Annotated in this window: 18 protein-coding genes; 3 read left to right on the forward strand and 15 right to left on the reverse strand. The window is 67.9% G+C overall.

The window, feature by feature from the left end; genetic code table 11:
• The 6 genes from SNA_RS17150 to SNA_RS17175 form a co-directional block, all read right to left on the reverse strand.
• Nucleotides 1-1,440 (reverse strand): phage portal protein, encoded by a 1,440-nt coding sequence (locus SNA_RS17150; protein WP_420823485.1) that lies wholly within the window; start codon nucleotides 1,438-1,440, stop codon nucleotides 1-3.
• Nucleotides 1,441-1,458: 18 nt separating this feature from the next.
• The gene (locus tag SNA_RS17155) at nucleotides 1,459-3,093 is read right to left on the reverse strand and encodes a hypothetical protein (RefSeq protein WP_044365689.1); all 1,635 of its coding nucleotides are present in this window, start codon (nucleotides 3,091-3,093) and stop codon (nucleotides 1,459-1,461) included.
• Complete coding sequence (locus tag SNA_RS17160) at nucleotides 3,080-3,547, reverse strand: hypothetical protein (RefSeq protein ID WP_030064795.1); 468 nt, start codon at nucleotides 3,545-3,547, stop codon at nucleotides 3,080-3,082. The genes SNA_RS17155 and SNA_RS17160 overlap by 14 nt, the downstream gene beginning before the upstream one ends.
• A gap of 771 nt (nucleotides 3,548-4,318) precedes the next feature.
• The gene (locus SNA_RS17165) at nucleotides 4,319-4,618 is read right to left on the reverse strand and encodes a hypothetical protein (RefSeq protein WP_030064797.1); all 300 of its coding nucleotides are present in this window, start codon (nucleotides 4,616-4,618) and stop codon (nucleotides 4,319-4,321) included.
• A complete protein-coding gene (locus SNA_RS43225) occupies nucleotides 4,612-5,814 on the reverse strand; it encodes a hypothetical protein (RefSeq protein ID WP_198535054.1) in 1,203 nt (400 codons plus the stop codon). Before SNA_RS43225 ends, SNA_RS17165 begins: the two co-directional genes overlap by 7 nt.
• Nucleotides 5,815-5,859: 45 nt before the next feature.
• Nucleotides 5,860-6,267 (reverse strand): phage tail fiber protein, encoded by a 408-nt coding sequence (locus SNA_RS17175; RefSeq protein ID WP_044365691.1) that lies wholly within the window; start codon nucleotides 6,265-6,267, stop codon nucleotides 5,860-5,862.
• Between the two features lie 209 nt (nucleotides 6,268-6,476).
• Between SNA_RS17175 and SNA_RS17180 the strand changes: the two genes are divergently transcribed.
• A complete protein-coding gene (locus tag SNA_RS17180; protein WP_104531986.1) occupies nucleotides 6,477-6,959 on the forward strand; it encodes a hypothetical protein in 483 nt (160 codons plus the stop codon).
• 100 nt (nucleotides 6,960-7,059) lie between these two features.
• Here SNA_RS17180 and SNA_RS42390 read toward each other — a convergent pair whose 3' ends face one another.
• The 3 genes from SNA_RS42390 to SNA_RS17190 all read right to left on the reverse strand — a co-directional run bounded on the left by SNA_RS42390 (nucleotide 7,060) and on the right by SNA_RS17190 (nucleotide 8,491).
• Nucleotides 7,060-7,212, reverse strand: coding sequence for a hypothetical protein (locus SNA_RS42390; protein ID WP_157879951.1), 153 nt, complete (start codon nucleotides 7,210-7,212; stop codon nucleotides 7,060-7,062).
• Nucleotides 7,213-7,452: 240 nt separating this feature from the next.
• Nucleotides 7,453-7,695, reverse strand: coding sequence for a hypothetical protein (locus SNA_RS17185; protein WP_030064805.1), 243 nt, complete (start codon nucleotides 7,693-7,695; stop codon nucleotides 7,453-7,455).
• A 139-nt stretch (nucleotides 7,696-7,834) separates the two neighbouring features.
• Nucleotides 7,835-8,491: a hypothetical protein gene (locus SNA_RS17190; RefSeq protein ID WP_030064807.1), complete on the reverse strand. Its 657-nt coding sequence runs from the start codon at nucleotides 8,489-8,491 to the stop codon at nucleotides 7,835-7,837.
• 237 nt (nucleotides 8,492-8,728) lie between these two features.
• On the opposite strand from SNA_RS17190, the gene SNA_RS39725 reads away from it, so the two are divergent.
• Both SNA_RS39725 and SNA_RS38355 read left to right on the forward strand, forming a co-directional pair.
• Nucleotides 8,729-10,294: a restriction endonuclease fold toxin-2 domain-containing protein gene (locus SNA_RS39725; RefSeq protein ID WP_030064808.1), complete on the forward strand. Its 1,566-nt coding sequence runs from the start codon at nucleotides 8,729-8,731 to the stop codon at nucleotides 10,292-10,294.
• A gap of 12 nt (nucleotides 10,295-10,306) precedes the next feature.
• Entirely contained in the window at nucleotides 10,307-10,756 is a 450-nt protein-coding gene (locus SNA_RS38355) for a hypothetical protein (protein ID WP_051877193.1), read from the forward strand.
• Between the two features lie 641 nt (nucleotides 10,757-11,397).
• Here the strand turns inward: SNA_RS38355 and SNA_RS17210 are convergent.
• The 6 genes from SNA_RS17210 to SNA_RS17235 form a co-directional block, all read right to left on the reverse strand.
• The gene (locus tag SNA_RS17210; RefSeq protein ID WP_030064814.1) at nucleotides 11,398-11,586 is read right to left on the reverse strand and encodes a hypothetical protein; all 189 of its coding nucleotides are present in this window, start codon (nucleotides 11,584-11,586) and stop codon (nucleotides 11,398-11,400) included.
• A gap of 55 nt (nucleotides 11,587-11,641) precedes the next feature.
• On the reverse strand, nucleotides 11,642-11,959 hold the full coding sequence (locus SNA_RS17215; RefSeq protein WP_030064816.1) for a DUF7739 domain-containing protein: 318 nt from the start codon (nucleotides 11,957-11,959) through the stop codon (nucleotides 11,642-11,644).
• Nucleotides 11,960-12,028: 69 nt separating this feature from the next.
• Nucleotides 12,029-12,262: a hypothetical protein gene (locus SNA_RS17220; protein ID WP_030064818.1), complete on the reverse strand. Its 234-nt coding sequence runs from the start codon at nucleotides 12,260-12,262 to the stop codon at nucleotides 12,029-12,031.
• A gap of 45 nt (nucleotides 12,263-12,307) precedes the next feature.
• On the reverse strand, nucleotides 12,308-12,550 hold the full coding sequence (locus tag SNA_RS17225) for a hypothetical protein (RefSeq protein WP_030064819.1): 243 nt from the start codon (nucleotides 12,548-12,550) through the stop codon (nucleotides 12,308-12,310).
• Between the two features lie 18 nt (nucleotides 12,551-12,568).
• The gene (locus SNA_RS17230) at nucleotides 12,569-12,793 is read right to left on the reverse strand and encodes a hypothetical protein (protein WP_030064820.1); all 225 of its coding nucleotides are present in this window, start codon (nucleotides 12,791-12,793) and stop codon (nucleotides 12,569-12,571) included.
• A 15-nt stretch (nucleotides 12,794-12,808) separates the two neighbouring features.
• Nucleotides 12,809-13,390, reverse strand: a complete 582-nt coding sequence (locus tag SNA_RS17235) for a DUF6197 family protein (RefSeq protein WP_030064822.1) — start codon at nucleotides 13,388-13,390, stop codon at nucleotides 12,809-12,811.
• Nucleotides 13,391-13,410: the final 20 nt, after the last annotated feature.

Below are 13,410 nucleotides of genomic sequence, written 5' to 3' on the forward strand. Positions count from 1 at the left end.
TCAGCCGTCCGCGGAAGCCGCCGAGAACTGCGGCACCGGTTCGCCACCACCTGGGCCGCCGTCCGATGGCGCGGGGGCGCCCGGGGCGGTCGGCGGCGCCGTCGACAGCGCGTGCAGGTCCGCGGCCGTCATCCGGGTCAGAGCCTCATCCTGCATCGCCCGCATCCGGATCCGCTGCTCAGCCGAGTAGCCCAGGTCCTCCCAAGCCTGCTCGGTCGGCAGGATGCCGGACGCGTGCAGCTTGGTGACCGCGTCCGCCTTCTGCGCATAGGTCGGGGTCGCAGCGTCCCGCCACGCCGTCTCCAGACTGCGGGCCTTCGGATCCAGGCTGCCGTCCCGGACCAGCAAGGCGAGACGCATCACCCGCTCCCACGCCTCCCCGAACGCCCGCTGGCGCCGCTCGGACCGCTTCACCAGGCGAGCCTCCGACGCACGGATCGCGTCCGCGGACGGCGGCTGATCCGTGGCCAGGCCGAGGAAGGCCGGCGGAAGGCCCGTCAACGCGGCCACGAGCCGGGCAAGCTGGTTGATCGTCTCGTGGAAGTTGGTCAGCTGAGCCTCGGGGAACTGGCCGAACTTGACGCCGTCGCCCTCGTTCACCCACAAGCGGCCCGCCAACGACGACATCGCGCCGAGCGGCTGCCCCATCTCATCGGCGAAGTCGTCCCTGCTCATGCCGGTCGCCCACCGGCGCGGCATCGCGTGATACTCCGCACTCACCATCATGTCCGTGGCGATCTTGCAGGCGGCATCCGACAGAGGGATCACCGCACGCAGCTCCGACGTGCCGTCCATGTGCCGCAACCGGGGCCGGTTCGCCAGCGTCACCACCAGCAACTGACCGAGACCATGCTCATCCCGGTCGACCTCGACCCACGCGCCCTTCTGCTTCTCGAACTGGTGGCGTGAGTCCGGCAGGTACAGCATCGCGTTCTGCACCGGCATCGACCCGGACGCGGCCGGCTCATCCCACCGCTTGATCGCGGCGATCTCCTGCCGCGTCCGCGGATCCCGCTCCGCATACGCCTCGAGCGCCGACTCCGCAGTGACGATCGGGATCTCCTCATCGGCGTCGTTCGCGCCGACGATCGCATACGACCGCCGCAGCGCCAGCGCATCCACGTGCGCCTGCTGCGACCCCTCGTCGAGGTTGTTCGCCTGCCAGATCTCCCACAGGTCATCCGCGGTCGTCTCGCTCTTGGCGTACCGAAAGCCCTCGATGTCCAGCCGCTCATCCAGCGCATCCACCACCAGCTGCGGCCAGTTGATGACGACCTGCCGCATCCGGTCGGACAGCTCGACCTGAATCTCCGGCGCCATGTACGACAGCGGCTGAATGCCCTCGTAGTAGGCGTCCATCAACTTCAGCTCGGGCAGCTCCTTGTCGTGCGCCTGCACGAGCCGCTTCAGCCACTCCTCCGGGGACAGGTCCAAAGCCACAGCCCCACCCCCTTCAGGTCAACGCATGACGGTTGTCCGGCTCGACTTCTTCGGGCGGGCCATGCCTGCGGCAATCGCGTCACCAGCGGCTTCATGGGCAAGTACGGACACCACCGTCAGGTCGATCTTCTGGTGGGGTGCTGCCTTGCGCAGCACGTACCGGCCAGCGGTTCGGGCCGCCTTCCGGGCATGCCCCACGTGAGCCGACGTGTCCTCACAGCCGTCATGCTCGAAGGCACTGCCAGCCTTCGTCACATCAGTCAGCAGCCGTTCACAGGCGGCATACATCTGCACGACGCGCTGCGTGTACCAGCGGACCACCCGCTTCTCCCCGTACCGCTCCGCCCACGTGTCGACCTCGGTCTCCCAGTACGGCGGATCGCAGTACGCGCGCACCACGTGGTAGCGGTGCATCACCTCGTCCATAGCGGCGTCGACCTCGAGGCGCGGTGTTTGGCCGCCCCACTCGGCCGGGTCCCAGATCGTCGGCAGCTTCAGTGAGCTGTACACCGGCGTGAACTGGTAACCATCCAGCGTCTCGAGCCGGATGCCCGTCCAGTCGTCGATGTCGCTGCCGTCGAACCCGAGCGTCACGGGCGTCCCGTCCGGGACCTCCCGCGGAGCTGCTCGAAGATCCCAGCGGTCCCGGGCAAGCCATGTACCCGTACCCGCCGTGATCCGGTTGCCGAAGAACCGCTCGGCCTGCGCCTGGTCCCGTTCGATCAGCTCAGCAGCTTCGGCCTCGATGGCGTCGAGGTCGACCCACCAGGAGTCGCCATATACCGCCTTGTGAATCTTCCGGCGGTCCGCCTTCTTGGCGTAGTCCAGGTCAGCCGGAGCCCGCCGGAAGTCCCGGAAGATGTCCTGCACCTTCGCCTCGAACGTCCGCTGCGCCACGCTGTTCTCGCTGGGGTCCCAGCCGTTCGTCGTCTCCGTCGACCGGCCGCCCATGCCCGCCAGGCCACGCCGCTGCGTGTCCGCGACCCTCTGCATCTTGTTCTCGGTCGTCCAGATGCCGGATTCGTCCTGCGGCACGAAAGTGACGCGCTGACCGAGGCGGGACTGAGCCGACGAGGTCACCGTGTCGATGCGGCCCCCGCCCGGCAGGCGAATGAACTCCTCGCCCGTCTTCGGGATCAACTCGGCAAGCGGACCCTTGTCGATCATCGGACGGAGGGCACCATAGATGTTGTCGGTCTGCTCCTCCGAGAACGCCGTGATCTGGATCAGCGGCGTCGGCCACGGCATGCCCATCGGCTCGCCCGGCTCGTACTCGTACAGCCAGCCGCAGCCACAGCCGTGATCCCGGCAGTCGTACAGCTCGCCACCGGACGCCCACCCGGCGAACACCGCCGGGCCGACACCCTCGACACAGACCTGCGACGCGGTCAGCGGACCCTTGCCCCACTTCTGCGGACGCACCAACTGGCTGCGCCGGTAGTGGAACGCCGAAGCAGGCGACAGCATCGACCGCTCCCGCGTCGCACCGGGCTTCACCCGGTAGTGGTTCAGGTAGAACCACAGCATCTCGTCGGTGAGGACATACGGCTCGCCAACGGAGAAGCCGTCCGGGATCACGCAGTGCGCCTCAACCCAGTCCGCGATCAGGAAGCCGAGCGTGGGCCACTGGACTACCCGATCATCCCCCGTCACCGGGAACGACCTTGAACCGATCCCGGGCCGTGCGCCGCTTCACCGGCTGCTTCCCGGAACCCTCGCGCCGCTCCGCGACCTCGTCGGCCGCAATCCGCCACCGGTTCGCCCGCATCCCCGGCGTCGTCAACCCCAGCGAGTCGGCCATCTGCCGAACCAGGGTCGACAGATTCACCCGCGACTCCATCGCCTCAGCCTCAGCGAAGCGGCGCACGTACAGCGCCACCTCGTACTCCTGGCCGTACCGCTCCCACATGATCGCTTGCGGCTTTCGCCACAGCGACGCCCACAACTCGTGCTCGCGGATCGTCTGCTCCGTCAACGGCCACTCGGGCATTGCGCCCTGGCGGCCCTCCGCGGGCAGGATCGTCCACTCGCCAGCGTCCCGGTCACGCCGCAGCGCGCTCGGGTCGGGGGCCGGGCCGGAGCGCGCTCGTGCTCCACCACTCGCCATCTCGGTACTCCTCGAGTCGCGCCGTTGCGGCGCTCATCCCGACCGGCATTGCGCACGATCGGCCGTACATGACGAAACCCCCGACGGGCGGGGGCTCCGAGGTACTACAGACGACGGCGTGGGCATGCCACCCTTCCCGATGCACGCCCACGCCGCCGCCGGTTCTTGGGGATCGGGACGGCGGTACGGGCAGGTTGCCGTCTCCTGCCGCCTACTTGGGTATTCCCGATCGCGCCAGGGCGATCCCACAGGACGTCACCGTCTGTGGTTATGGATCGAGGACTTTTTGGATCATGAAAAATTAGAACTTGACGGACCAGGGCTAGCTCTCCCCGGCGGTCCGACCTTGATCGCCCCGACGGGTCCCTCCCCTGGGGTACGGTCACCCTCCGTCGCGATGCCAGCCGCCAGGCTGTTCGCCGGCCGTCGACCGGCTGTGGCACGACGTGCAGAGTCCCCGGCCGTGCCGCGGGTCGTCAGGGTCCTCGCCTCGCTCGACCAGCTCCCGCCGACTGAGGGGGTGGTGGTCAGCGTGTACCGACGGCCGACCGCAGGGCCTGCCGTGGGCATGGCCCTCGTCGACGCAGACGCAGACCGGGTCACGAGCCAGCACAGCGGGACGGAAGCGCTGCTCGTGCTGTCGTCCATAGCCTCGCTGCCGTGCTGTGCCACGCCTCTGCTCTGCCTGTCGCCTGTGCTGCTCACACCGTCCGCCTTGCGTGTACTCGGGACAGCCAGGCACCGAGCAGATCCGGTAACCACCGCGCCCACTCATGTGATGCCGAGGTAGCCGGACAGGCGGACGATGTTCTCGCTGCCGGCCGGATCGACGGACACCCAGACGTGGTAGTCGCCTGGTGTGAGGGTGAGTGCTCCGCCGTCCGGTCCGATGAGGAGGCGGGCTTCGGTGGGACTGGCCCAGTCGCCGATGTGCCAGTCGACCGTGCTGGGGTTGTTGCGGTTGGACATCGACAGGATGGCGATCCTCGGTGTGGTGGCGGTGAGGTCGACGCCTGCCGGGGCGGTCACCGTGATGTGCAGGTATTCGGTGCTGCTGGCTGGGATCACCACGGGGCGGCCACCTCCCAGCTTGTCTGCTGTGGTGCGCCAGCCGTCCACGTTTCGGCCTGGGGTTCGCCTGCGACCCATGGGCTGTAGGGCGCGCCGACGGTGATGTCGATGTCGTCGCGGGTGCTGTGCGTTGTCCCGCTGGCCGTGAGCGTCGCCGTGGCGGTGAGCGCGGCGTTGCCGGTGCTTGTTGTGGTTCCTGCTGCTGCGAGTGCTGCGGCAGCGTTGAGGCCGGTGCCTGAGGCTGTCGCGCGGACGCCGGCCGCTGTGAGGGTGCCCGTCGTGTTCAGGGTGGCGTCTCCGAGTATGGGCGGTACGCCGGTCACTCCGTCGGCCGTGAGGGTGGCCATGGACGTCAAGGATGCGTCGCTGCTGTGGGCGATCTGTCCTTGTGAGGTCAGGTCTGCTGTGGTGGCGAGGCCCGCGACGGCTTGGGTTGCGCGTGTTCCGTCCGCGGCGAGGGTTGCGGTGGGGGCGAGGTTCGCCGTCCCGGTTGTGGCTCGGGTGCCGTCTGCGGTGAGGCTGGACGTGATCGTGAGTGCCGTGCCGCCTGTGGTGGCGTGCAGTCCTGTTGCGGTCAGGGATGCGGTCGCGGTGACCGCAGCGTCGCTGGCGGCGGCTCGTAGGCCCGACGCGGACAGTGTTGCCGTGCTGGACAGTGCCGCGTCGCCGGTGGCGCCGGTGGTGACATCCGCCCCGGTGAAGTCATCGAATCTGAGCGAGCTGGTGGATTCGGCGCGGATTCCGACGCTGGTGCCGGTGGTGACGGCGGTGTCAGTGACGCTGACGCGCTGGATGCCGTTGACGTATCCCTTGATGGTGCTACCGACCGCCTGGATTTTCGCGACGTCACCAGCGACGGCGGCTGCGGCGAAGGAACCGATGGAGGTAAAGCTGCCACCGACGACGGAGAAGAGGTTCCACGACGTGCCGTCGTTGCGCCACAGGTAGCCCGAGGTGAAGGTGGAGTTGCCGCGGCACCATATGCCGTGGCTGACGGCTGCGGTGGCGGCGATGGTGACCTGCGCTGAGTTGTCGTTGGTGGCCATGGCGCCGGCGGCGCGAAGGATGACCGTGCCACCCGCTGATCCGGATGAGAGCTGGTTGGAGATGATCGACCAGTCGCCGGACACCTCAACCCAGTTGGCGCCGAGGTTGGTGGAATCGGAGCGGTTGAAGTTGTCGGTGAAGGTCGTCACGGCGGCCTCCCCGTCAGCGCGTCACGCCACCTGCGAGCTACGCGATCATGCAGATTGGGGGGCCACGCTTGCACCCAAGGACGCCAATGTGAACGTGTCGGCTGAGGCCCACGCCTTACTGGCTGTCAGTGCCACCGAGAACAGGAACGTCCCGGCGGAGGAGGCCGTCCACACCGAGATGTGGGTGAGCGTCTCCGACGTGCCGCCGTTCGTCCACGCCGACGGCGCTGTACTCAGCGACAGAGACGAGCCCGACGAAGAGCTGGAGAAGACGAAGCTGTTGCGGGTGGTCGAGCCGACGCTGATGTTGGCGGTGCCGGCGGCGCCGGGGTCCCCGGTGTGCAGCTGCACGAAGGCGCCCGCGACTGCGCTGTATGCAGCGCCGCCGTTGCCGGTGGTGCGGAGCGTGTTGAGCCAGCCGGAGACGAGGCCGGGGGCGAGTCCTGCGGTCATTGCTCGGGCTCCTCGGTCTCGGTCTCGGGCTGGGTTTCGGCGGCGTCGTTGTCGGGTTGGGCGGGGGTGACTTCGCCGGAGGCTTCCAGTCGCAGCACGTATTCGTCGGCCATGGCGGTCCGTTCGGTCGGGTGTCGTGGAGTGCGCGGCGTGTCACGATCCGGCGGTGGCCGTGTACGCGGCGTTGGGGCGCTGGGATGATGCCGCGCATGTCTGAGATGACCGATGCCGCCGCCGTGTCCCTCACTCCCGCTCCTACGAAGCGTTGGCTGCACCCGCTGATAACCGGTGTTGTCGGCCTGGTCGTTGGTGCGGGTGCTGTGGGCCTGGCGTGGGGCCTGTCCGGCAGCGGGTCGAGTGCGCCTGCGACGTTCACACTGCGCGGCACGATGATGCTGACCGGCGACCATGTGCCGTCCGGGGCGACGAGCGAGGACTGCACGGGCTACAGCGGCTACGACGACATCGCCAAGGGGGCCGGGGTGACGGTGTACGACTCGGCGGGCAAGGTTGTGGCGACGGGTGCGCTCGGCACGGGGAAGCCGGATTCGGGGGCGTGTGTGTTCGTCGCCGAGGTGCCGGGCGTGCCGGAGGGCTCACGCTTCTATCAGGTCGAGGTCAGCCATCGCGGGAAGGTCACCGTGTCGGCGGCGGAGGCGAAGGGCGGGAAGTTCGCTGCCTCGTTGGGCTGATGGTCAGCGGCTGTTGCGCTGCCTTCGGCCGCGAGCTGCTGGGCAGCCTCCCGCGCGCTGGCGGGTGCGGTGGCGTGCTGAGTCACGGGTCTCCGTCCGCTCAATGCGCTTGGAGGGTGTGGACGGTGGTGGGGAGGAGCCAGAGGGCGAGCCCGGCGTAGGCGAGTCTGTCGCGGTGCGGCACGTTTGCCGGGAGTACGGCGGCGAGCGCTAGGAGAGCGAAGCCGATCGTGTAGCAGAAGACGTTCAGCATGGCTGTCAGCTCCGTTCGGGCAGGGTGCGGGCGACGGCACATCGACGAGGCCCGCTGCCCGGCCGCGGTCCCTCGGGCAGCGGGGGTTTTGGGTCCGCCCGACCGCGGCCAGGCGGTCGGGCGGACCGGGGTGCCGAGCGCGGGGGTGCGCTTCAAGGCCCCTGCCTGCCCCACACGGCAGGCGTTGTTCCTCGCGGGCGCGGGAGCTGCCGCCACAGGGCTCGACCGTCCCGCGAGGGGTCAGGCGGCGCGTAGTCCGCGCTGCGGTGTGGCCCGGTAGGTGCGGGCCAGCGCTTCGATCTCGGGGAGCGCGTACATGGTCTTGTATTCGTGGCCGTTGCCGGTGAGCCGGTTCTCGCCGGAGAAGCGGCGGATCTTCCCGCGGGACGCCCACTGGCGGATCACCTGCTGCGGAACGCCGGTTGCCGCTGTGGCTTCGTGACCGAAGACCAAGTCTTCGGGCTGGATCTCTACGAGACGCACGCGGCACCTCCGGATCTGGAATGCAGAAAGCCCCCGACGAATCGGAGGCTTCCTCAAGGTTGCGGGCACACGGGTGCTTCGTTTGAAGCAGTGTGACATTCAACTACCCGTCCCGCAAGCGCCGCCGGGAATTCGGCAATCAGGCCGCCATGTCCCGCTCAGCAAGGGGCAGTTCCAGCGCATCGGTCCGGGTGTATTGAGTGTTGCAGTTGATGCATCGCGTGCCGGGTGTAGAGATCGTGATGCGCATTGTCCCGCCGCATGGGCAGGCGACAGTGACGCGCCGCTCGGGCTTCTCTCCGGTGACCTGGCGTCGGCAGGATCGGGTGAGTGTTGCGACCTCGGTGGCGAATTCTGCGAAGGCTGGGTGTTCGGTGGCTGCCCATTCCAAATTATTGCGGAGCGCCTTCACGACCTGGTCAAGCTGCTGCTGCAGGCCGCCTTGCCACCGCGGATGGTTCCAGCCGAGGCGCTCGTGCCAGTCCGTCAGCCAGGTCTGTAGGACGGTGACGACGCCTCCGCGGGCGGAGAGGCTGAGCGGTTCGAGGCGGAGCGGGAGCGGTGCGGTGCGGGCGCCTCCGGAAACGCGGGCTTCCCCACTGCTGGCACCGGGCCTGAGGGCGAGGGCGAGGGAGGCGTACAGTCCGCGGGGCCCGGCGAGCGCTTCGAGGTACTCGCCGGCGCGGCTCTGGCACAGGCGGCATGCCTGCCGGCCGAGTTCGGTGTCCCACAGGTTCCGGCCGCACGCGGTGCAGGTCGGCCATTGGTAGCTGTCGTTGCTGGCGGCGTTGTTCACGGTGAGGCTCCTCGGCGGCGCGTGGGACTGAGGGGCGGCGTTATACACAGTGTGCACGCCTGCCCCGACAATCCCGGGCGCCTGGGAGGGTGCCGTGAGGTATGACGGCTCCTTGGCCGGTACCTATCTCTCTGAGCCCTGTCCGGCGTGAAGCCTGTGTCTGATGCCGGGGGGTTGGCCGACTGGCATGTACACGTGACAGGGTGGACGCGTGACCTGGGAGGGGGCGGTGACGCGGTGTTCTATCGCGTGCATGCGGTGGATCTGATCGAATCGTCGTGGGGGATGCACACGCTGAACGACGAGCTCGTGGAGACGGTTCTCGCGCTGGTGCGGGAGCTGAGCGAGCAAGCGGGCATGGTGGGCGACGACGATGCGGGCGAGGTTTTCGCCAACGTGTACAAGAGCGCAGCCAAGACGACGGTAAACCAGCTTGGGGAAGCCGCCCATGCCATGGGGCGTGGCAGTGACGCAGTGCTGCAGACGGCCAACAACTACATGGCGGCCGAGAGCGCTGCGACCAAGGCGATGCTGGAGGCGATGGGGAAGAGCGGAGCAGCCGGCCCTCCGACGGGTCGATCCGGCAACTGCACTTCGGCACCGCGGGGGCGGGGCGAGGAACTGGAGGAAGTGGTCGGCGAGTCCAGCACGGCTACCAAGTGGCTGTTTGGCGACCGGTTCCGGGGCGATCCCGAGAAGCTGCGCAGTGTTGCCGCCACTTGGCGTAAAGCCCGAACCATCACCGAACGGGTGCACACCGAGGCGCAGGATTGCTGGCTCCAAGCCAAGCGCAACCACGAAGGCAAAACCGCCGAGGCGATCGACAGGTTCTTCACCAAGTTCGTCGGGTGGGAGACCGCTCCGTCGCAGACTGACAGCTCGTGCACGCTGATGGCCAACCTGCCCGCCGCCTGCCAGCAGATCACCAACGCCTGCGATCAGTATGCCGACCACATCGAGACCGCACACAAGGCGGCACTGGATGATGCATCCGACCTTTTTGGGGAGTCGAACTGGCAAATGCCCTGGGAGAAGCCGGCGCTGGGCGGTAACGGTTATGACGGTGGATTGATGAACGCCGTTGTGAGCGATGGTCGGATAACCCAGCTGGCGAGCCTCGCACACAACCTGGACGCCTCCCAGGCCCGTGTTCCAGTGCCCGGCCCGAAACCGGACATCGACGGACCAATGCCGGGCGTCCCGCCCTTCATCCGCGTCCCTGCCCCGATCCTCGTGCCCGCGGCGTATTTCCCGCCAGACCCATCCGTACCGCGCGGGCAGCCCATCCCTCCACCCAATCCGCCGGACCCGCGCTTCCCGCCGCTCAGCGCCCAGGAGCGTGCCGCCTTCACGCACTGGGCCGGTGGGCTGCGCGACGGGGGGTTCTCCAACGGACGGGACATCACTGATCCGGACAACGCCTACCAGCACCGCATTTGTGGCTATCCGGAGAAGGAACTGCCGATCGATCCGAAGCTCTCGAAGAATGGCACGCAGATCGCTGATGGCGTGCGTGCTTCTGATGGCATGGCGGTGGACGCCAAGCACGTCCGGGATCCCGGATGTTCCAAAACCTTCCGTAGCCTCGACAAATTGGAAAAAGCAGACGCTTTCCAGAAGAGGGTATTGTTCAGCGACGACACGGGTGAGCTGAAGAAGTACAAGTCAGCTATGGAGTACGGGCCGAACAAGGGACAGATCCGCGGCCTGGAAATCGTCACCAACGACCAGTCGACCGTGCCGTACTGGGACGCCATGATGGCCGCCCAAGGCGTTAAAGGCTACGCCCGCTACGCACCCTGATAAGGAGCTCTTGTGCCAGACACAGCCGCGCACGACTACCGGACGCTGTTCATGTTCGGCGCCCCTAACGCCAACCCGCGCAGTTGGGGCCTGTCACTCGACACGTTTGCCGACACCCTGCGGAGCCAAGATCCCGACGTTTTTCTGAACCGGGACAGCAGTGAGATCACTGGCGATGCGCTGACCTTCGGCTTCGGAGAGGACCTCGAAGGCTTCGCACAGGCCGACCCTGACGGGACAGCTCTGCAGGACTGCACGGCCGAAGAGGCAGCCGAGTTCGCCCTCTGGCTGCGCCAGTACATCGTCCCTGAGACGGCAGAGATCGAGTTCAACATCCGACCGGCCGCTGAAATCGACCTGCCCAACCGCCTCCTGCCCCGGGGGGATGCGGCGACAGTGAAGCAGGCCCTGCTGGCATACGTCGAAGACGTCCTTGCAGCGCAGGAGCGCGGGGACATGTGAGCCGTCGTGCGACCGAGAAGACGGCGCGTGGGACTGAGGGGCTGTGCTGCTCCCACGGGGCTACGGCCGTTGGAGGGGTTCTGCCCGAATTCACCCCCAACTGTGCTGTGTCCGGGGCATGATGCTGCTATGGAGACGGTGTACACGGTCCTCGCGGATTCGCGAGACACGGCGCACGAGAGAATCACCCGCCTCTGCCAACTCCTTGACCTGGCTCCGTTGGGCGGGCCGTCTGTGGTTCTCGGCCGCGGCCGTTGGCTGGCCCGCGCTGTCGAATCGAAGCGCCCCGCGGAGGGCGAGACGTCGTCCTGAACCTGGGCCGGGGGAATGCACGTCGGACAGGCGACAGTTTTCGTGCCACGGTCACAGCATGACGAAGCAACTACCCCGGGAATGCACGCAATCCGAGTACCGCCGAATCCCGTTCCGCCGTTGCCCCGAGTGCGGGCATCGCTACCAGCCATCCTGGACGCCCGCCCCACCGGAATTCGAATCCGAGGCTGATCCGATCGGCGCTCTCGGCTGGGTCTGTCCTCGCGAGCTCTGCGGCCACATCCCCGAGTAGCCCGGACATAGAAGGGCCCCGCCGCGACGGGGGACGCGGCGGGGTCAAGTTCAGTTTGACAGACGGTCGGCGACTTTCAGGACCAAACAGTCGCGATCAGGAGCCGTTCGTAGTCGGCAGCGGTGACACCAAGGCTGGCGGCGACTTCCATCGCGGTGTTGGCGGCGCGCACTTCCGCGTACTTTGTCCCACCGTTGTCCAGTTGCTTGAAGACCTTGTCGAGGGCCTTGGCTGCGCTGTCGGCGGCGGATTCCTTGAGGCTCATCGGTGTTCCTTTCACAGTTCGCTGGTTGTTGACGGGGACATCGCCAGCTTGCTTGTCAGCGCCATTCCCAGGGCTGTCGGGCGTTGGCAGCGGCTTGTGCGGCGTTGGCGAGTTCGCGGGCGAGGTCGCCGAAATCGGGTGGCATTCGGCGGTGACTGGCGGCCTTGTGCAGGAGGCTCGCGATACGGCCAGCATCTGCGGCGGGAACGGAGAAGTACGCGTCGCCGTAGCGGTGGTTGAGCACTGGCGCCAGAGTCCGCCAGTCGCGGGCGGGCAATACGTCCGCGACTGCTTGGGCGAGGTTGGAGATGGTGGTGTACGAGCGGCAGATTTCGTTGTTCCGGTCGGTTCCGTGGAAGATGTTCCAGCCCATTCAGGGTTCCTTTCGATGTGGAGGTGATGCGGGGCCCGGTACTGGTCGCTGGGCCCCGCCGAGAGACGGTCAGACCATGAGCCGGTATTCGTCGACCATGTCGCTGGTGTTTGCGAGGTACTTGACGGCCTGGTTCAGGAGGGTTCGACGCTTGGCGCCGGTGGAGCCGATGGCGCCGGACAGGTACGTCGCGGCGGTCTCCAGATCCTCCGCCCCGTTAATCCGGGCGTAGGTGCCGAAGTTGAGCGCTGCCGTCCCGAGCTGATTGATGAATTCCTCGGGAGTCTCGGGAGCGATGGTCACGGGCTTCTCCTTGATGGTCGGAGGGGTTTGACGGGTGGGTTGGAGTCAGTCGAGCTGGACGCCGTCGGGGATTTCGCCGGCGTGGAGGGCAGCGGCGATCACCCGGAAGTCGCGGGCATTGCGGCGGTGAAGGGGGACGGCGCGGGAGGCCACCTGCCGTTCGGCGTCGCCGAGCTGCGGGTTCTTGGCGGCCTGTTCGCCGTCGCGGGCGGCTTCGTCGTAGCGCTTCGCTTCGGCTTCGAAGCGGTCAGCCTCCTGGTTCAGGCGGGCCCGGGAGTAGCGGGACATTCGGTCTCCTTCTGTGGGTTAGGCGGCTGACCGCTTCGGCGTCAGGTACTGGGCGGGGATCTGATAGCCGGCGGGCGGCTCATAGTCGTCGGGTACGTCGCCGGGGCGCGGCCGACCGAGGCAGGCGAGGCTGCGCTTGCGCCAGTAGCTGGTCGGGTAGGCGAGGATCTGGAAAGCGCGGGCGAGACGGGCAGGGTCGGGCAGAGTCGCGGTGGGCTTATGGGCACGGTTTCGGCGGAGCATGCGTTTCCCTTTCGGTTAGCGCCCTGCGTTGAGGGCGCGGTGGTGAGCGGCGGTGAGGAGTTCGACGGCTTGGTCGGGAGTGCGGCAGACGTTCTGGTTCCAGTCGCCGATGAGGGCGTTCCAGTGCCGCCCCCGCAGCTCGGTGAGGACGTAGCCGGCGGCCTGGTGGGCGGAGTCGACGGAGCCGACGCCGAGGGCTACGGCGGAGCAGATGGCGCCGCAGATGCAGCGGCGGCCTCGCCCGTCGCGGAGTTTGTGGGGCCGGTTCTGCCAGCCCCAGCGGCGCAGCACCTCGGCGGCGACGGCCAGTTGCGTGCTGGGCTTGTGGGAGAGGTCGGCCCGGGTGCGGTGTGCCCAGTCGGGCAGGGCGCGGGAGATGCGGCCGGGCAGCCGGACGTCGACGGCGGGCCGGGTGCCGTGCTCGGGCAGCGCGCGGAGGGCCTCGTCGACGAGCTCGGCGGTGGTCTTGGCCACGAGGCTGCGGGAGTAGCTGGCGGCGATGCTCGCCCACGCTGCCCGCTCGGGCTCGCTCAGGGTCGGGGCGATGCGCGCGGCGGCCTGATCGAGGGCGGCGGCGGTCAACGTGGACGTGGGCATGGCGAGGTAGAGCTCCTTAC

Source organism: Streptomyces natalensis ATCC 27448 (genome assembly GCF_000935125.1).
Taxonomy (GTDB): Bacteria; Actinomycetota; Actinomycetes; order Streptomycetales; family Streptomycetaceae; genus Streptomyces; species Streptomyces natalensis.